We start from the raw sequence: 19,667 nt of genomic DNA, 5'->3' as shown, positions 1-19,667 counted from the left end.
CTCACCAGACCGTTAAACCGCCGTCAACCACTATATTTTGCCCTGTCACATACCCAGCCGCATCTGAGAGCAGATAAATAAGAGCGCCAACCAAATCATCTGCTTGCCCCATACAGCCGAATGGAACCCGCTGGGAATAACGATCAACGAAGACTTGATTCTGCCCGCTTTGAATACCGCCTGGTGTAAGCGCATTGACGCGAACGTGGCGACTCCCCCAGTAGGAGGATAAATAACTGGTCAGCCCCCATAAACCCGCCTTGCTCGCACTATAGACCGCAGGAGTATTGATCGCTCGCCCTAGATATTCAGAACCTTCGTATATTCGCTGATCAGGCGCAACAATACCGTATATAGAAAGAACATTGACGATACTGCCATAGCCCTGGAGCGCCATGCGGCCTCCGAACTCCTGACAGCAAACGAACGCGCCCTTTAGATTAACGGACATGACATGATCCCAATCCTCCAGTGGGAACGTCTCAAACGGCTCGAAGAAATTCTCACTTTTAGTCGCAGCATTATTGAGCAGTCCATCTATACGACCAAACTGCTCAAACACTGCATCATGGACCAAGCGCAGCGCTTCTCTGTCTCTAATATCAACGCAGTAAGTAGTCAGGCGTGTCGACAGTTGCCGCTTCGTAAGTTCTGTCAATGCTTGACTATTGGAGTCAAGCCCAATCACCTGGGCGCCATACTCAAGCAACGCATCGCAAAACCTGCTACCAAGTATGCCTGCCGCACCGGTTACGACAATAACTTTCCCGTCAAGGGAGAATCTATCCATTATTCACCTCCGCATCACGTGCAGACAGAAGCATCTCGACTATCTTGAAATCCAGCGGACTATCAATATCGATTGATCGCTCCCTCGGCATCACATGAAGCTTAAGCGCTCCATTCCAAAGCCCCTTGGCGAGCGTCTCACGATGCCAAACGTAAATAGAGGCATTCATCGAATAAACTGAAGGTGCTAACTGACGAGCAACGACTCCACCCGCGGTATCGCAAACCAGCCCTAAAAGTCCTGATTCTTTGTACTCCACCATATTGAAATATGGATTCTTCTCCGACTCGAATGCCGTTATGACCGCGTCGGTTTTATTATCCAACAGGCTTATGCAAGCCTCGATATCAGAAATAAGCCTTAAAGGAGAAGTAGGATCGAGGTCAACAATGCGATCAAACGGCCCGACATTTTCGAGAACCCAATCGCATAGATGTTGAATTACAGGAATTTTAGCGGCGGTACTTGTCGCCAGCTCGGCTGGGCGGAGAAATGGGACAATTGCCCCATAAGCACGGGCTACTTCGGCAATTTCAGGGCAGTCTGTTGACACATAAACAGATTCGATTTGGTGTACCGATAGCGCCTGTTCAATGGTGTAAACGATAAGCGGCTTGCCTTTGAGAAGTGAAATATTCTTTCTCGGCACCCCCACAGAGCCGCCTCGAGCACAAATGGTAGCGATAGTTTTCATACGCCATACCGTGATAAACGAGTTGAATTAGAGCAAAAAATCAGCTCCAAAGCCGAAATACCATCTTCAATACCTTGCGATGTCACAGCTTGCTCATCAATTGCCTGCAGAAGCTCGGACATCGCTGCTACATAGGTCTGAGAAATATCGAATGCATCTGGCCCCAGCGGTACTGCAGTGGATCCCTTGTGCGTTGTTACACTAAGCGTTCGACTGGGCAAGTCCCACTCAGCGGTGCCTTGGTCACCAACGATTCGATAACGCCTAAATGGCGAGCGACTTACATAATTGACATGTACAGAGACGAGCGCACCCAAGCGAGACTTCATCAAAAAAGAAGCTGAGTCTTCAACATCGATCTCAAGCGCTGAAGCTTTCGCGAAAATGGCTTGTATGTCGTACAACTCACCCAGCATCCAGCGCGCAGAATCAAGCTCATGAATAAGATCTAGAGCAACTCCTCCACCTAAGCTTCTTCTCGCACTGTAAGAGGTCCTGTAGTCAATGTCGGGCCGCCAGTCTGGCAGCCATTGTCCAGCCTCGAAGCTAGCGTGAACAATGTTCCCTAAGTCACCACTCTCAACCAGTTTCCTAAGCGCTTGTAGAGAAGGCAGAAATCGAAGATTACAACCGACGATGTTCGGCGGCAGTATTTCATGCTCACCAATGCAACTCTTGAGTGCGTCCAAGTCTTCAGCCGAAGACACAACAGGCTTTTCAGCGTAAAAAGGGATGCCTTCTCCGATAGCGACCTCCAATAACGGCAAGTGCAAAGCACTGGGATTGGCGATTACCATCAACTGAGGTCGCTTACTAATGGCCTCAGTCAGGCTAGAAGACACTGTAAAAAAAACGCCCTCTTCAACCAAGTTCGATCTCGGAGGTCGCTCTCGCAAAACATCGAAGCGCACGTCTGGACGAAGCGCTTGGATGGTTCGCATATGCCTTCTGCCAATTGATCCGGTACCGATTACTAAAACTCGCATTCGCAGGATCCTGAAAAGCCACCATCTTCACGGCGTCGTTTATGCAGACAACAAGGGACCAGATTTCCCCTAGCCTAAGAATTTCTTAATCAATTCAAGTCCGGCAGTACCACTGCGCTCCGGATGAAATTGAGTTGCAAAAATGTTATTGCGACGAACCGCCGCGCATATCCGATGCCCACCGTACATGCACTCGGCCAGCTTATCTTCATCACGGTCGGGGTGGGCGGAGTATGAATGCACGAAATAAAATGCAGGCTGTTCATTCTCCCACCCATCCAGAGGCGTTCCTGCCCATGAAGGCTGGGAATGCGGAAGCACAAGATGATTCCAGCCAATATGAGGTACACGCTGCGCATCGCCCTCAACTGTCTTGGCCGGCACCGCTTTTACTTGGCCTGGAAGTATCCCCAGGCCATTGTGGTCACCAAATTCCTCACTCCCATCGAAAAGCATCTGCATTCCAACGCAGATGCCGAACAGTGGTCTCTCGGTTTCCGAGAATCGGCGAATGGCTTCATCGAGCCCGCGTTCCGCGAGCTCTCTAATTACATCTGCAAAAGCCCCAACACCTGGCACTACGAGACGATCCGCAGAAACAACGTCTTTAGGATCCTCAATAGTGCGAACAGTAGCGCCGCAATATTCAAATGCCCTGGCGACATTCAGTAAATTCGCCATACCGTAGTCAAGTAACGTGATATTTCTATTTACCAAAGGTCACCTTCCTGACAGGCAAATCAGCCGCTAGTGCCGCACTACGAATGTCATCAATAGTCAGTCGGTTATAGTGCAATACATCAGCCATTGCGATGGCATCTGCCTTACCTAACTTGGCCGCATCCACCATATGCTCGACTTTACCCATACCACCGCTAGCGATAACAGGTACCGAAACCGCTTCACTTATCTGGCGAATCAAGTCAATGTCAAAGCCTTTCCGAGTGCCCTCTCGGTCCACTGAGGTGACGAGCACCTCACCAGCACCTAACTCGACACCTCTTACAGCCCACTCGACAACATCCAGCCCTGTGCGCTCCCTACCATTATCTGTGTAGGCTTCCCACTTACCTGGCGCTTGCTCTTTTGCCTCGATAGACAAAACCATCGCCTGAGAGCCAAAACGCCTTGAAACCTCACGAATCAGCTCCGGCCTCAATACTGCGGCCGTATTTATGGCAACTTTATCCGCCCCAGAACGCAAGATGTGTCTCGCATCATCAATACTGCGTATCCCACCCGCCACGGTAATAGGGACAAATACCCTATCAGCAGCACGGCGAATGATATCGCTTAGATTATTTCGACCATAGAGGCTCGCAACGATGTCAACATAAAGCAACTCATCAGCGCCCGCCTCGGCATAGCGGACTGCATATTCCTGAGGGTCACCAACAACACGCAACCCCTCAAGATGAATGCCCTTGATGAGATTGGGCCCCTTGATATCTAAGCGCGGTATTAATCGCAAATTGCTCATTTAAAAGTCCAGCCCATTACTTCTTGTGCTGTTCGTGCCATACCGCATGACGCAGCTTCCACTCACCATTGTCCCACGCCCAAAGATGTGGACTGCGGAAAGTGTCAGCCAAGGTAGTGAAGTATTCGCGCGACATAATAGGCTCTTCAAACATCTGGCTAGCACGAGGGAACTCTTCAGGCGTGATACTCAGGTAGCGGAAAATCTCCTCAGCAAACCGCTCCGGAAACTCATGATCAAATCGTTTTACAAGCGCTGCCCCTTCCTCGCGAGTGATGTCGCCCGATCGAATTTCCTGCGCAGCATCGTAACTGGCTCGACCCAGGCCAAACTTCACGCCTGTCGTGTAGTAGTGGAAGTCATCAATCCTGTCATCAATGCTATTGTACTTACTGTAAGTGCCTGGCGTTCTTTCTGGTGAAGCCTCAAAACCGCCATGCTCAACGGCATAGTAATAGCAACTCTGCGGATGCCATTTCAAGTAATAGCCCAGATAATGGACTTCGACCTTCTGCTCTTCAATCTGGTGCGGATCAGCGGGCAGATAAGGCAGCAGGTCTTGCTGCTCTACATCGAAGAATTTCTTTAAATCAGGTACAGACACGCCACCTAGACTGACCTTCGACTGATCGTCGGAAGTAAAATATGACCAATCTCGTTTGGCCGATTCAGTATCCCCAATTGGATTACCATATTCAGCTTCGTTTTCACCAAAAAAAACCAATGGTATTTTATGCAGAAGCGCCATTTTGGGCGCAAGTGCCTTTTGCCCAAACATAAAAGCTTGGAAAGGATGAAAGAGATTATCTACCGCGAGGCGAGTTAATAGGCGATGCACTCGACCATTGGGTGTCATCAGGAGGTTGTCATGGCCTGCATGAATCCAACTTTGGAAATTACGCCACCCCCACTCTGTGTATACGTGTGGTGCCCAGGTCACAGTTAGCGGGTGCATACCATACTTGGTTCTCAATATATGGGATGCGTAAAAGCTATCTTTACCACCAGAGCCGGGAACAATACAGTCGTAGCTACCGTCCTTACTACGGTGCTGGTCGCACAACTCACGCAACTGACGCTCGCGATCATCCCAGTTGATACTGGCATGCTTTCTCTCCGCGAACCGGCAGGCATCACACACGCCGTGCTCATCGAAGTGAATGGTCTTCTTTTTGGTTGCCTTAGTGTGGGAGTATTCAACTGCCGAGTTTGGTCGCTGATTGGAAATGACACAGCGCACGCAATACTGCACTTCGCTAGGCAAGCCATATTTAGCTTCGGAAGTATCTGCCGAAACTGAAAATGCAGCCTTATCAATTTTCGAAGGGTACGGAATTTTGTTCATAAGAAACCACTATCCATCAATAAATATTTTAACGCTCTATCAGCTAGTCAACACACTACAACTAACCAATACCCGTATCATCAGCACTCTACCTTCAATTGCCATGACGCAATAAAATAGGGTGCCCTTTAAACTGAAGCCTTCCAGTATCAGCGCGACACTTGACCTTCAGCATATTACAAGATTTATTCAGGAAACGCATCGCGCGGCACCCATGCAGGCCCTGAAGCTCACACTCCGCCTTCCAGCAGTTCCAGAATCACCGCCTCCACTCTCGCAGCAGCACCTCCGTCAAAAAGGTGAGGCCGCTGAAGCTCAAGAGGACGGTCGAGAACGTCGCGAATTGCCCCCCCAGATCTCTATGAGTCTCTACCGCTCTGGCTACGCCAAGCTCTGCAAGCGGTAAATCGTGAGAAAAAATAGAATCCATGCACTGGATGACTGGCAGGCCTAGGTAAGCTGCCTCCAGCCCGACAGTCGAGCTTGCGGTGACAATACAGTCCGCGGCGCAGAGCAAATGGTCCAGCGCCTCAGATGAATCACTGTAATGAACACGATCTGCCACAATTGACGGGGGGCGAGACTCACTGGGATGCAAGCGCATGATCAGGTGCACATCAGGATCATCGCCAAATGCCTCAAAGAGGTATTTTTCGACATTAACAGGATAGTTTTCGTCACCAAGGACGCCAGAAAAAGGATGCCGACTTGGTTCTGGCTGCGAGATCCATACAACTAGCGATTGAGATTCCTCAATGCCTAATCGATGACGGAACATACGCCTACACTGAGAGCGGTCAATGTGAGCCAATCGATCAAATGCCGGATTACCCGTGACGCTGATTCGAGACAAATGCAAACCCGCTCTCTCGAAGCGCTCGCAAACCTGCTGGTTCAAGACGCAGACCTTACTTGCGTAGCGATCTGACGCACACCATTCAATTTCATAGTATGCATACAGATCGACCAAGCAAACGGAGGGAATACCCAGTTCGCGTGCAGCCTCGAGTGCCGCACGCTCTGACCTTGGAGAGTTGGTGGAAACAACCAGCCTTGGTCGCTCCTTTTTAAAAAGCTCAATAAAGAAATCAGTGGGGAGGAATATCTGCCTGCCGGAGAGGGCGTACATTTCTTTGGCTTTTACCAAGCCGTACTCTCTCACCATCGCATGAAATCCGACACCTAGGTAGGCAGCCGTATCCCGGGGGCTAACCAGGGGATGAGAAGCGTGAGCCTTGGCCAGTATTGAACCGACATAGGGAGCACGCCTATAGGGTCGTACCCTTCCAATAAGAGCACTAAAATCTAATGTACTGATTCCCGCGCGCTCTATAGCCTGCTTTGCTGTTGTCAACCCAAGGACGGCAACATCCACCTCCCGATCTCTAAGGCGCTTTATTACAGGCAGCAACGCAGCGGAATGCCCACCACCGTAGCAGACAAATAGAATCTTATCCTGAATGCTACTCATACCCTTTCCTTGTACCATGCCCGAGTTGGCGGATAACATTCTGCCCTTACCGCAAGTGGAACCTGACAGATAAACATGAATAGAGGAACAATCAAAGCAACAACACCTAGCCCCTCAAGAAAGAAAGCCGGAAGGCCCGCAAAAAACAACAAGCCATACCCTCTAAACTCTCGAACACATAGAGACAAGAGTATAATCAAGAGCGCCGCAAATAAAAACGCAAGATATACCCCACCTCTGATGTAGTCGCCCTCATAGAACGAGGTAAAAATAGTATTCCTAGTCAGCACTCCCAAAAGCCCACCCCCACCTATAGACACGGTGGGCTGATAGCCAATACTGGCCGACATGAAGCCAACTATTTTGTCCTGCAATGAGACCACAAAGGAGAGGATCAGACTTATAAGAAATGCACCTAAGCGCCAGTTCCACGCCGAAAACCTAAAAGCATAGATACACACCACCAGGATACCGATCAACACAGACGCGGAGCTTAGATTCAAGAACACAAAAGAGCATATTAGATAAATCGCCCGCCTAGAACAGAGAAAGTACAAAAAAATATAACCAACAGACAAAGCAACAAACACAGCACGGTAGCTAACCAATGCAATCAAGACAGGCAGCAAGATAGAAAGATATGAAAATCTCGCATGGACAAAGAGCCGCATGATGGGAATGAAGAACAGCGCAACGCCGAATGCCACCAGCCACGCTCCACCTATATAACTCAAGAAATCAAAATAATAAAACAAACCGGACCGTATCAAGTGGATCCAGATAAGTGGAGGCTGATCAAGAATATTACCTCCGAGATCGAGAATTTCGCGCACATAGAGAACTTGTGACGTATACCCATCAATCGCCTCCCCCTCCCCTGCCACCTGCAAAAATCCCTTACCACTCAGGGACACTTGAACCCAACATACGAAGAGAGAAAAACAAAACAGGATTTTAAAAAAAACCTTATTGATTGATTCCTGCATAGATCTCTCTTTTATCTAACCAGCACCGTCAAGCCCTCTAAAAATCAGACCATGTCTGCCCAGTGCTTTAGCGCGATGAGAGCGCGCAACTCTCTAGTCCGGTTTCGCTTACTCGAAAAATGCTCTTCACAAATAGTATTTAATTCATCATTGGAGAAAGAATCTTTGGGGAGATTGGACAGGCAGTATTCTTTCTTGGTCGTTTTGAACCACTCACCTACAGGGACTGTAAACATCTGCTTTTTTCGATAAGCGAGATGCTCACCAATAAGTGGCGCCACGGCCTTCTTGTAGATGTATTTGGTCACACCATCCTTGAGCTTTAATTCACCCGGCATACGAAAGGCAAATTCCATCATCCGGTAGTCGAGAAACGGAGTACGCGCTTCAAGAGAAACAGCCATCCCCATTCGATCAGGTTTTACTAGATTATTGCCACTGAGCAGCAATTGCATATCCAGGAATAGAGCCTGATTAATCCTGTCCTGATGAGAAACTGCTTGAAAATAGGGAGCAGCAATATCGAAGGACTCAATGCCACGCAGACGGGCAGCCATGTCTGGCTTGTAAAGTGCAGACTTGCCATGATCGGTAAACAAGGAAATACTATCAAAATAACGACGCTGAAACTCGCTATCTGTAAGTGCCCTAATATCAGGATTGGAGAAGAAATCCTTGTGCTTGTCATAACCGGCAAACAACTCGTCGCCGCCATCACCTGTTAGCACGACCTTTACATGTTTAGCTGCTAGCGCAGAAACGCGATAGGTAGGAAGAAACGACACATCGCCATGGGGTTGATCACAGTGATAAGTCGCCATGGGCCAGAGCTCGAGCATGTCAGGCGCGACACGCTCCATAATGTGCTGAGTGCCAAATCGACTGGCCGCCTCTTGGGCGAATATCGACTCATCGTAGCGGGGATCATCAAAGCCAATACAGAATGTCTTGACCGGCTCACTCATATGCCGGGCCATTAAACCTACGACAGTGCTGGAATCCACCCCACCCGACAAAAAAGCGCCAAACGGAACATCGCTTCTCAAGCGAAGCCGTACTGCATCATCGAGGATGTAGTTGAACTCTTCTATCCAATCAGCTTCGGATCGGCCATGTACCGGCTCGACGGAAGCCAAGTCCCACCAGCGTGATACCGAGCTGCCCGCCCGGGTAATCTTCATCACATGTCCCGGCATGAGATGATGAACACCCTGATATAGAGTGAGCGGGGCAGGTACATAGTTAAAGGTCAAGTAATGATGCAAGGCCTCCTCATTCATTGCAGGATGAGGCATCCCAGCACGGAGCAGTGACTTTATTTCGGAACCAAAAGTCAGCTGAAGTCCGTCGTCGTGCACATAAAGAGGTTTAACGCCAATCCGATCCCTGACTAAATAGACGGACTGCTCACGGGCATCATAAATGGCAATGGCAAACATTCCATTTAGCTTGCTGACAAAAGAAATGCCTTCACGCTCATACAAGCGCAATAGCACTTCCGTATCCGAGTGAGTGCGGCACGGGTATCCCGTCCGGGCCAAATCGACGGCGAGTTCAACGTGGTTAAATATCTCTCCGTTTTGCACGACGGCAATTTGCCCGTCATCTGAAACAAATGGCTGATGACCGCCTGCAAGATCAATTATCGAAAGTCGCTGATTGCCCAGCGCGAGGCCGGGGGCACTGAAAATCCCCTGATCGTCAGGCCCGCGATGCTGAATCGCCATTCCCATGGCGCTCAATTTCTCGGGGGAAAGGGAGCGCACTCCCCGGTGGAAATAGCCAAAAATGCCGCACATTTCAGTTGCCGCCCTTTCCGAAAACTTGTTTGAACGTCAGCAGGATAATCTGAATATCCTTGAGCAGGGAGACCTGTCGAGCATATTGCAAATCCAACTCCTTGCGCTGACTCTCTGTAGCCGCCGAACGTAACGTTGCCTGAGCAAGACCCGTGATACCCGGACGCACACTGAGGCGTAGGCTCCATTCCGCATCAGTGTAAAGCGACCGCTGTGCAGGTACATCTGGGCGAGGCCCCACAACACTCATTGATCCCGAAAGCACATTCAGTAATTGAGGCAGCTCATCAAGGCTAGTTCGCCTGATAAACCTTCCCACTCTGGTGATACGGGGGTCCCCATCTGCGGTGGAATAGCCACCAAGCTTATCAGCATCTATTACCATGCTACGAAATTTATAGATGAAGAACTCATGCCCACCCCGACCAATACGCTTCTGCTTGAACAGCACGGGGCCGAAGTCAGAAAAATAGATAGCAGCTGCAACTCCGATCATGAGGGGTGAAAGAAGAACAATCGCCACAAGTGAGCTAGAAAAATCAAATATTCGCTTCATTAAATGCCACTCTTTCCCGTGATCGCATCATATGGAGTACCGCGATAGCACTGATACCGAATGCTATTCCCGCCAATCCTAAGCGCCATATTGCCAACGGCCCCACTAGCCATGACCCGGCAGGCTTCAAACAGAAGAAATCTATCAATACTGCCACTGAGACCACGACAGCAATTAGCGCGCCGAGCGGAAGAATGTACGCCCCTCCTAGCCCAGCGTTAAGCACAGCCCCTCCAGTAGCCCGAGCAAGATTAATAGCCAGCATCATATGAAAAATCGGTAGAGCCAACATCAGAGCAATAGGTTCTTTCAGCCAAAGGCCAGGAATGCAAAGTAAAGGAAGGAACAACATGACCGCAGCGGTACGGCGCAGAACCTGCCCGGGCCGTCTTTGCGCATTTACAGCAGCCGCAGCGAGGCTTGAAATACCAACGAAGGGTACGCTTAGCAACGCGACCTGTGTGAGAGTCGTAATGTGCTGTAGACCCGCAGTGCTTATCTGCCCGCCACCAAATAGTATGAATATCGCAGCATCGATGAATGGAAGCCCACACATTACGATTACGATGGACAGCAGCACCGACCGCTGTAACGACACACGCAGAATCTCGTTGAAAGCAACGATATCCTGTCGATCATGAGCCTCACTCAATCGAGGAAAGGCCACAGTAGCGAGGGTGGTAATAAGAATACCAAGCGGCAATTCGATCAACTTAACGGCGTAATTGAACGCCGCTAACTCGCCCTCTCCGAGCCATGATGCCCCCGCCCGAATGACCAGGGGCACTATCACCAGTAGAGAGGCCGAAGCAAGCCCTGCAACAAAACCAAGCAATAACTGGCGGTCCAGAACCCACCCACAAGACACGTCATGCTTTTTAGGCAGACGTCCGACTCGAAGCGCTGAAAGCTGACTAACCCAGCGAACTAATGCACCTAGGAAAATCCCGGCACATAGCCAAGAGAGATACCGCCCACCAACAGCCAACGCGTAGAACAACCCACCAATAATGCAGAGGTTGAATATCAACGTACCGCAGCCTGCCACAAAAAAACGGTCTTTTGAATTCAACGCCGCCGAACTAACGCCAGATAGCGCAGTTAGCGGGATAGCGGCGGCAATGGCATAGATCATCCAACTGTCCAGCCAGCGCAACGGACTGAGCAGACCTGGAGCAAGCAAGTAGAGCCAAACAGTCGGCGCCACTGCAAATATCGCCGCTAGCACGGCGAATCCCCCTCCCACTACAATAGAGGCCTGGATAAAAAGCGCCGCCGCTTTGTCTGAATCTGCCGATCTCAATGCAGGAACTAGCGCGACACTTAATCCCCCAGACAAGAGGAGATTGACAAGAAGATCAGGGATCGAGAGAAGAATGATTGCGATATCTGCTTCAGCGGACAAACCGAATGAAGACGCGATTAAAACTTCCCGACCGAAACCTGCCAGCCGCCCGCCCATCAAAGCCAAGCCCAAAAAGAGCCCAGCCCCAAGCAAGTTTCGCTGCGCCTGCGTCATCACTTCAACCTGCGTGCCTTTATCGACTCAACTATCATCTCTACTTTTTCTTGAACGTCTCGATGCTTAGCTTGCAAAACCTCCGAATCATACCCCTTACTTTCCTGATATGCGCTCTTTAGTTTGCTAACTTCGGCGGAGAAGTCCATTTGCTTTTTGATTTCGGCAACAGACGAAGCCTGACGATGAAACGTTCTAGACAGAATGGCGGCACTGGATCCTAGACGAGCATGCTCGGCCAGTAGCAGCTCCGCTGGCAACAACCCCTCGCCGACACGAGCGATGCCGCCTATGCCAAAAGGCTTACCACTATCGCGTAATATCGTAGCCATGCTATCGACCATTCCGCTGGCCAGAGGCTCAAACATGAAATCGAGGCCAAGCTCCAGATGAAGGTCGTTTAGACCGATATGCACCTCATCAACACCTGGCACTTCGATGCACGCTTTCAAATTGGCAGCAGCAGATACCGTCTCAACGAGAAGGTTGCAGCGCGCACGCCCCCCCACAGCCGCTATGAATAACTCAACCTCCTCTACACGATGAAACATCGGAAGCATGAGCACATCAGCGCCTGCCTCAATTGCGAGATCGATCTCAGCCTTGGTTCCCTCATGGATTGGATTCACACGAACCAGCAAACGCCCCTCTGGCACTACAGGCCTAATCCTACGAACATCATCCAATGTGTGCCGACTGATCACGGTGTTAAGGTGCCCCTGACGCGCATCCTTACCAAGAATCTCAGTATCTACAAAGATACGATCCACGCCACTAGTGATGGCAAACTCTGCCAGATCGAGGCAATTGGTTATCATGAAGAGCTTCATCAATAAACCTCTGCACCCAGAACAACATGATCAGCAAAAAAAGCCATATAGTCATCCATACAAATTTAGCCACGGAGCCTTACAAGAGCCCCAGCCATCAGAAGTAGCATTGAGTTCATTTATTCCAAAAGGAAACAACAGACATATCAATAGCGAGCCTTTACAGTGAACCTGAAGCAGCCATGCAAAATATTTTATGTCCTTACAATAATCAGAAACAGATCACTTGGCGCCTAAGTACTACCAGTAATCACTTCATCCTTCACTGTGCCAATAGCGCGTAGCGGGAACACGGCCTAGGGACGCTGGAGCCAATCGATAGGAAATCCAATCGAAGCACTCAACCACTCGCGGGTCGGATTGAAAGCGCTTAGTCCATCGAAAGAAAATTTGCGGGCCATAGCAGTATCGTACAGCGCCGAAGAGAATACCCAGAGGAAGGATCAAGGAGTACCGCACAAGCAAATCCCTTAACGATAACGAAACCAGAGGGACTCAGCCCTAGGTGCGAGTTACTGGCTTAGCTACCTGCAAATACGCCAGAGAGTGGAGAAACGACCTTGCTCCAAGACAACTGGAGTCGCATTCTGCCTGCTTCCTAGTATTTCGCAAGCAGGGAGGTGTCAGCACCAGCCTTGAAGACGGGGGATTCACAGCGCACCCCTCCGCTCAATTACCTCAAGCTAAAGCCTACTCCTCTTCGTTAACCCGATCCCGCAACTCCTTGCCCGGCTTGAAATGCGGCACAAACTTCCCATCCAGACGGACAGACTCGCCGGTCTTCGGGTTGCGCCCCGTGCGAGGCGCACGAAAATGCAGGGAGAAGCTGCCAAAGCCGCGTATCTCGATACGATCGCCCGTGGCCAATGCCTGGGACATCTGCTCGAGCATGGTCTTGATGGCAAGCTCCACATCCTTCGAGGAAAGCTGGCCCTGATGGGTAACGATTCGTTCGATCAACTCCGACTTGGTCATGGTTTTTCCCTTCTATATCAAGCGGCTAGATCAGCTCTACGCGGTTTTAGCATGACCACGGAGCTTTGAACAGCCCTAATAACCGAGGGTAAAACTCAGGCAACAAAAAGGGCGGCCTAGGCCGCCCTTTTTGATGAAGGAATCAGGACTTAGCCCTGGTTCTCCATCTGAGCGCGGATCAGATCACCAATGGTGGTCGGACCAGTGCTCTCGGATTCCTGCTTGCGCAGTTCCTTCATTGCGTCTTTCTCGTCGTCCACGTCTTTCGACTTGACGGACAGGCTGATGACGCGGCTCTTACGGTCGATGCTGATGATCTTGGCTTCGACTTCTTCGCCTTCTTTCAGCACGTTGCGCGCGTCTTCAACGCGATCACGGCTGATTTCGGAGGCTTTCAGGATGCCTTCGATGTCATCGCCCAGGGTGATTACAGCGCCCTTGGCATCAACTTCCTTGACGATACCGCGCACGATGGTGCCCTTCTCGTTCAGGGAGGCGTAGTTGGAGAACGGATCGTCTTCCAGCTGCTTGATACCCAGGGAGATGCGCTCGCGCTCCGGATCTACGGACAGGATGACGGTATCCAGCTCGTCGCCTTTCTTGAAACGACGTACGGCTTCTTCGCCAACTTCGTTCCAGGAAATGTCGGACAGGTGAACCAGGCCGTCGATGCCGCCTTCCAGACCAATGAAGATACCGAAATCGGTGATCGACTTGATGGTGCCGGAGATCTTGTCGCCTTTATTGAAGCGACCGGAGAAGTCTTCCCACGGGTTGGATTTGCACTGCTTGATACCCAGGGAGATACGACGACGCTCTTCGTCGATGTCGAGAACCTGAACTTCCACTTCGTCGCCAACCTGAACGACTTTGGACGGGTGGATGTTCTTGTTGGTCCAATCCATCTCGGAAACGTGCACCAGACCTTCCACGCCTTCTTCCAGCTCTGCGAAGCAGCCGTAGTCGGTCAGGTTGGTAACGCGCGCGGTTACGCGGGTGCCTTCCGGGTAGCGAGCCTTGATGGCAACCCATGGGTCTTCGCCCAGTTGCTTCAGGCCCAGGGAGACGCGGTTGCGCTCGCGGTCGAACTTCAGAACCTTGACGTCGATCTCGTCGCCAACGTTGACGATCTCGGACGGGTGCTTGATGCGCTTCCAAGCCATGTCGGTGATGTGCAGCAGGCCGTCTACGCCGCCCAGATCAACGAATGCGCCGTAGTCAGTGAGGTTCTTGACGATACCTTTGACTTGCTGGCCTTCCTGCAGGGATTCCAGCAGAGCTTCACGCTCGGCGCTGTTCTCGGCTTCCAGGACACTGCGGCGGGAAACGACAACGTTGTTGCGCTTCTGGTCGAGCTTGATGACTTTGAACTCGAGCTCTTTGCCTTCCAGGTGAGTGGTGTCGCGCACGGGGCGGACGTCCACCAGGGAGCCCGGCAGGAACGCGCGGATGCCGCTGACGTCGACGGTGAAACCGCCTTTGACCTTACCGTTGATAACGCCCTTGACCACTTCTTCAGCAGCGAAAGCAGCTTCCAGAACAATCCAGCACTCGGCGCGCTTGGCTTTCTCGCGGGACAGCTTGGTTTCACCAAAGCCATCTTCTACCGCGTCCAGCGCAACGTGAACTTCGTCACCCACGCTGATGGTCAGCTCGCCCTGTTCGTTGTAGAACTGCTCGACCGGGATGACGCCCTCGGACTTGAGGCCAGCATGCACGGTGACCCAGTCACCGTCGATGTCGACCACGATGCCGGTGATGATGGCACCCGGCTGCATGTCGAGGGATTTCAGGCTTTCTTCAAAAAGTTCTGCAAAGCTTTCGCTCATGATCATACCTGTAGTCAAAGGCCACTAAAGGCCCTATTCCGCACTACCAGCAAATGCGGTCAAGTCAGTGATTAAAGGTGAAAGGGACGTTAACTGGTATCCCGTTCCACCCCTGCGGCACCACGCTCAGTCGGATGACTGGCAATGAGGCACATCCTTTCGGAATCAGAACCGGCTCGACCTCTAACGAGAGAAATCAAGCCGACATAAGGGCTGGAATGTTAGCAATGAGGCTGACTGCCGTCAATTGCCACGACTTGGCGAAGCCGGGCATTCAGCCCGACGGATCGCCAATGCCCTGGTCGCTGTGAAAACGACAACGCCGCGACCGGGGGCCGCGGCGTTGTCGGCGTAGATATCCGATCAGTCATCCAGCCCCAGATCAGCAAAAGCCGCGAGAATCCGCTCCAGCACCTCGTCGATGCTCAGATGGGTGGAGTCGAGGATCAGTGCATCCTTGGCGGGCTTGAGCGGCGCAACCGAGCGCTGTGTATCACGCTCATCCCGCTCGATGATCTCGTTCAGCAGGGAAGCCATCTCGACTTCCATGCCCTTGCCTTTCAACTGCAGATAGCGGCGGCGCGCGCGCTCTTCTGCAGTGGCAGTGAGGAATATCTTCAGCGGCGCATCGGGGAACACCACGGTCCCCATGTCGCGACCATCGGCGACCAGACCGGGCGCCTCCTGGAAGGCACGCTGACGCTGCAACAGCGCATCGCGCACCGCCGGCAATGCGGCAACCTGCGAAGCCCCCGCCCCCACCGTCTCGGTGCGGATGACGTCGGAGACGTCCTCACCTTCGAGGATGATCCGCTGCACGCCACCGGCATTGGAGAGGAACTGCACATCGAGGTGCGCCGCCAGAACCTTCAGCGACTCCTCGTTGGTCAGGTCGACGCCATGGTTACGCGCCGCGAAGGCCAGCAGGCGATAAAGCGCACCGGAGTCAAGCAGGTTCCAGCCGAGGCGCTTGGCCAGCAAGCCCGCGACCGTGCCCTTACCCGAGCCACCCGGGCCGTCGATGGCGATGACCGGCGCTGCAGTACTCATCACTTGCCCTCTTCGGCGACTTGGATGCCGACCTGTGCCGCCAGCCCGAGGAAGTTCGGGAAGGAGGTCGCGACGTTGGCGCAATCATGGATACGGATTGCCCCATCCGCCCGCAGCGAAGCGACGCTGAAGGACATGGCGATACGGTGGTCGCCATGGCTCCAGACCTCACCACCACCGAAGGCACCGCCGTCGATGATGATGCCGTCCGGGGTCGGCTCAGCCTTCACGCCCAGCGCTACCAGGCCATCGGCCATCACCTGGATGCGATCGGATTCCTTGACCCGCAGCTCTTCGGCGCCACGCAGTACGGTACGCCCTTCGGCACAGGCGGCAGCGACGAACAACACCGGGAACTCGTCGATGGCCAGCGGCACCAGGTCCTCGGGAATATCGATGCCCTTGAGCTTCGCTGCGCGCACGCGAATATCAGCAACCGGCTCGCCACCCACTTCGCGCTGGTTCTCCAAGGTGATATCGGCGCCCATCAGCTTGAGGATGTCGATCACGCCGGTACGGGTCGGGTTGATGCCCACGTGTTCCAGCAGCAGTTCGGAGCCCTCGGCGATGCTCGCGGCGACCAGGAAGAAGGCTGCCGAGGAAATGTCCGCAGGCACTTCGATATGGGTCGAAGACAGCTTGTGACCGCTTTCCACGGTTGCAGTGCTGCCATCCACGGCAACGGGGTAGCCGAAGCCCTGCAGCATGCGCTCGGTGTGATCACGGGTCGGCGCGGGCTCGGTGACGGAGGTCTCACCGGCGGCATAGAGACCGGCGAGCAGCAGGCAGGATTTGACCTGGGCGCTGGCCATCGGCATCTCGTAGCTCATGCCGGTAAGGCGCTGGCCACCACGGATGACCACTGGCGGACGGCCTTCGGCGGCAGTTTCGATCACCGCGCCCATTTCGCGCAGCGGCTTGGCCACGCGATTCATCGGGCGCTTGGACAGCGAAGCGTCGCCGGTCAGGGTGGTGTCGAACGGCTGGGCGGCGAGCAGGCCGCTAAGCAGGCGCATGGAGGTACCGGAGTTACCCAGGTACAACGGGCCGGGCGGCTGCTTCAGGCCATGCAGGCCAACACCATGGATGGTCACGCGGCCATGGTGCGGGCCTTCGATGACCACCCCCATGTCGCGGAACGCCTGCAGAGTCGCCAGGGCGTCTTCACCCTCGAGAAAGCCCTCGACCTCGGTCGTGCCTTCGGCCAGGGAGCCGAGCATGATCGAGCGGTGGGAAATGGACTTGTCGCCCGGAACGCGGATACGCCCGGAAAGGCGGCCACCCGGCTGGGCCAGGTAAATCAGGTCGTTATTGTGCATGGCGTCCACATAGGCCCTGCGGGCCAGGATTTTACTGAAATGTTCGCGGGCGACGCGGGCGCGAGTGAAAACGCCCAGCAGTTGATGCCCATCCCCAGCGTCGACCGCGTCGCGCAAGGCGTCGAGGTCGCCACGAAATGCGTCCAGTACCCGCAGCACGGCCTCGCGGTTGGCGAGAAAGATGTCGTGCCACATGACTGGATCACTGCCAGCGATCCGCGTGAAGTCGCGGAAGCCACCGGCGGCATAGCGGAAAATCTCCAGGTTCTCGCTGCGCTTGGCGAGCGAATCCACCAGGCCGAATGCCAACAGATGCGGCAAGTGGCTGGTGGCGGCAAGCACTTCGTCGTGATGCTCGACCTGCATGTGCTCGACGTCGGCACCCAGCTCGCGCCAGAGCGCATCGACCAGAGCCAGTGCGTCGGCATCGGTGGAATCCTGAGGCGTCAGGATCACTTTGTGGCGACTGAAGAGTGCGCCATTGGCCGCCTCCACCCCGCTCTGCTCGGAGCCGGCGATGGGGTGCCCGGGCACGAAACGCGCCGGCATACCATCGAAAGCCAGGCGCGCGGCACGCACGACATTGCCTTTGGCGCTGCCGACATCGGTCAGCACCACATTGCCGAGATCGAGCTGCGCCAGCTCTTTCAGCAGGCGCTCCATGGCCAGGATAGGCACGGCGAGCTGGATCACCGCAGCCCCCTGACAGGCGGCAGCGAGATCGACCTCGCAACGGTCCACCACCCCCAGCTCCACGGCCAGGCGGCGCGACTCGGCGTCCAGATCGACACCCACGACTTCATCGAACGCCCCCTTCTCACGCAGCCCCTTGGCAAAGGAGCCGCCGATCAGGCCAAGCCCGATCACCACGAGGCGCCCGAGCTTAGGAGAACGCTGTTGCAGCGGCATGACATCAGCCACGGGCAAGCACCTGCCCCAGAACGTCGAGGAAGCGCTGGTTCTCCTGGGGGAGACCGATGGAAACACGCAGGAAGTTCGGCATGCCATAACCGGCTACCGGGCGCACGATAACGCCAGCAGCCAGCAAGGCCTTGTTGATCCCGGCAGTATCACGACCGAAATCGATGGCAATGAAGTTGCCACGGGACGGAATCCACCCCAAGCCCAGAGCGCGGCAACCGTCTTCCAGTTGCGCCATGCCGGCATCATTGAGACGACGGCTTTCGGACAGGTAATCCACATCCGCCAGGGCCGCGCACGCGGCTGCCAGGGCGAGACTGTTGACGTTGAACGGCTGGCGCACACGGTTCAGCACATCGGCGACACGGGCCGAGGAAATCCCGTAGCCGACGCGCAGCGCAGCGAGGCCGAAAGCCTTGGAGAAGGTGCGGGAGACCAGCAGGTTCGGATAGCGCGCCAGGTAGTCGAGACCATCAGGCAGCTCATCGCCCGATGCATACTCGATATAGGCCTCATCCAGCACCACCAGCACGTTCTCCGGCACTTTGGCGAGGAAACCATCCAGCGCTTCAGGGCCGAACCAGGTACCGGTCGGGTTGTTCGGGTTGGCGACGAAGACGACGCGGGTCTGCTCATCGATGGCCGCCAGCATCGCCGGCAGGTCATGGCCCCAATCCTTGGCCGGCACCACCTTGGCAGTCGCACCGACAGCCTGGGTGACGATGGGATAGACGGCAAAAGCATGCTCGCTGAAGACCGCGTTCAGCCCCGGAGCCAGGTAGGCACGCCCCACCAGCTCGAGGATGTCGTTGGAGCCGTTGCCCAGGGTTACCTGGTCGGGTTGGACGTCGTAACGCTCGGCCAGACGGCGCTTGAGTTCGAAGCCATTGCCGTCCGGGTAACGGGTCAGCTCGGCCAGCTCGGCACGAATGGCCTCGAGCACCTTCGGGCTCGGGCCCAAGGGGTTCTCGTTACTGGCCAGCTTGACGATGCCGGCCGGGTCGAGGTTCAGCTCGCGGGCCAGCTCATCAACCGGCTTGCCCGGCACGTAAGGCGAAAGTTTCTGCACGCCCGGCTGTGCCAGGGCGAGGAAGTCGCAGCTCATGGGCGCTCCTTG

Annotated in this window: 17 protein-coding genes; all 17 read right to left on the bottom strand. The window is 53.9% G+C overall.

What is annotated here, in order from left to right:
• Position 1: 1 nt before the first annotated feature.
• Positions 2-790: an SDR family oxidoreductase gene (locus PSm6_RS18645; protein WP_081711516.1), complete on the bottom strand. Its 789-nt coding sequence runs from the start codon at positions 788-790 to the stop codon at positions 2-4.
• A complete protein-coding gene (locus tag PSm6_RS18640; protein WP_265167941.1) occupies positions 783-1,484 on the bottom strand; it encodes an acylneuraminate cytidylyltransferase family protein in 702 nt (233 codons plus the stop codon). Before PSm6_RS18640 ends, PSm6_RS18645 begins: the two co-directional genes overlap by 8 nt.
• The gene (locus tag PSm6_RS18635; protein ID WP_265167940.1) at positions 1,481-2,470 is read right to left on the bottom strand and encodes a Gfo/Idh/MocA family protein; all 990 of its coding nucleotides are present in this window, start codon (positions 2,468-2,470) and stop codon (positions 1,481-1,483) included. Before PSm6_RS18635 ends, PSm6_RS18640 begins: the two co-directional genes overlap by 4 nt.
• A 69-nt stretch (positions 2,471-2,539) precedes the next feature.
• Positions 2,540-3,187 carry an imidazole glycerol phosphate synthase subunit HisH gene (gene hisH, locus PSm6_RS18630; protein WP_265167939.1) on the bottom strand — a complete coding sequence of 216 codons (648 nt, stop codon included), beginning with the start codon at positions 3,185-3,187 and terminating at the stop codon, positions 2,540-2,542.
• On the bottom strand, positions 3,177-3,950 hold the full coding sequence (hisF, locus tag PSm6_RS18625; RefSeq protein WP_081711520.1) for an imidazole glycerol phosphate synthase subunit HisF: 774 nt from the start codon (positions 3,948-3,950) through the stop codon (positions 3,177-3,179). The genes hisH and hisF overlap by 11 nt, the downstream gene beginning before the upstream one ends.
• A gap of 16 nt (positions 3,951-3,966) precedes the next feature.
• Positions 3,967-5,295 (bottom strand): N-acetyl sugar amidotransferase, encoded by a 1,329-nt coding sequence (locus PSm6_RS18620; RefSeq protein ID WP_265167938.1) that lies wholly within the window; start codon positions 5,293-5,295, stop codon positions 3,967-3,969.
• 259 nt (positions 5,296-5,554) lie between these two features.
• Positions 5,555-6,766 carry a CDP-glycerol glycerophosphotransferase family protein gene (locus tag PSm6_RS18615; RefSeq protein WP_265167937.1) on the bottom strand — a complete coding sequence of 404 codons (1,212 nt, stop codon included), beginning with the start codon at positions 6,764-6,766 and terminating at the stop codon, positions 5,555-5,557.
• On the bottom strand, positions 6,763-7,752 hold the full coding sequence (locus tag PSm6_RS18610; RefSeq protein WP_265167936.1) for a hypothetical protein: 990 nt from the start codon (positions 7,750-7,752) through the stop codon (positions 6,763-6,765). Before PSm6_RS18610 ends, PSm6_RS18615 begins: the two co-directional genes overlap by 4 nt.
• A gap of 44 nt (positions 7,753-7,796) precedes the next feature.
• A complete protein-coding gene (gene asnB / locus PSm6_RS18605) occupies positions 7,797-9,551 on the bottom strand; it encodes an asparagine synthase (glutamine-hydrolyzing) (protein ID WP_265167935.1) in 1,755 nt (584 codons plus the stop codon).
• A gap of 1 nt (position 9,552) precedes the next feature.
• Positions 9,553-10,107 carry a sugar transferase gene (locus PSm6_RS18600; protein WP_265167934.1) on the bottom strand — a complete coding sequence of 185 codons (555 nt, stop codon included), beginning with the start codon at positions 10,105-10,107 and terminating at the stop codon, positions 9,553-9,555.
• Entirely contained in the window at positions 10,091-11,626 is a 1,536-nt protein-coding gene (gene murJ / locus PSm6_RS18595; protein ID WP_265167932.1) for a murein biosynthesis integral membrane protein MurJ, read from the bottom strand. The genes PSm6_RS18600 and murJ overlap by 17 nt, the downstream gene beginning before the upstream one ends.
• The gene (locus PSm6_RS18590; protein ID WP_043243173.1) at positions 11,626-12,456 is read right to left on the bottom strand and encodes an aldolase/citrate lyase family protein; all 831 of its coding nucleotides are present in this window, start codon (positions 12,454-12,456) and stop codon (positions 11,626-11,628) included. The genes murJ and PSm6_RS18590 overlap by 1 nt, the downstream gene beginning before the upstream one ends.
• A 690-nt stretch (positions 12,457-13,146) precedes the next feature.
• Entirely contained in the window at positions 13,147-13,431 is a 285-nt protein-coding gene (ihfB, locus tag PSm6_RS18585; RefSeq protein ID WP_021221182.1) for an integration host factor subunit beta, read from the bottom strand.
• A 149-nt stretch (positions 13,432-13,580) separates the two neighbouring features.
• A complete protein-coding gene (rpsA, locus tag PSm6_RS18580; RefSeq protein ID WP_043243257.1) occupies positions 13,581-15,260 on the bottom strand; it encodes a 30S ribosomal protein S1 in 1,680 nt (559 codons plus the stop codon).
• A gap of 363 nt (positions 15,261-15,623) precedes the next feature.
• Positions 15,624-16,310 carry a (d)CMP kinase gene (cmk, locus tag PSm6_RS18575; protein WP_021221180.1) on the bottom strand — a complete coding sequence of 229 codons (687 nt, stop codon included), beginning with the start codon at positions 16,308-16,310 and terminating at the stop codon, positions 15,624-15,626.
• A complete protein-coding gene (locus PSm6_RS18570) occupies positions 16,310-18,550 on the bottom strand; it encodes a bifunctional prephenate dehydrogenase/3-phosphoshikimate 1-carboxyvinyltransferase (protein WP_031288356.1) in 2,241 nt (746 codons plus the stop codon). The genes cmk and PSm6_RS18570 overlap by 1 nt, the downstream gene beginning before the upstream one ends.
• Positions 18,543-19,655, bottom strand: coding sequence for a histidinol-phosphate transaminase (gene hisC, locus PSm6_RS18565; protein WP_043243177.1), 1,113 nt, complete (start codon positions 19,653-19,655; stop codon positions 18,543-18,545). The genes PSm6_RS18570 and hisC overlap by 8 nt, the downstream gene beginning before the upstream one ends.
• Between the last annotated feature and the right edge of the window lie 12 nt (positions 19,656-19,667).

The organism is Pseudomonas solani (genome assembly GCF_026072635.1).
Lineage (GTDB): Bacteria > Pseudomonadota > Gammaproteobacteria > Pseudomonadales > Pseudomonadaceae > Metapseudomonas > Metapseudomonas solani.
Note: the sequence above shows the minus strand (reverse complement) of the source record. Positions and strands in the feature narration are given on the sequence as shown.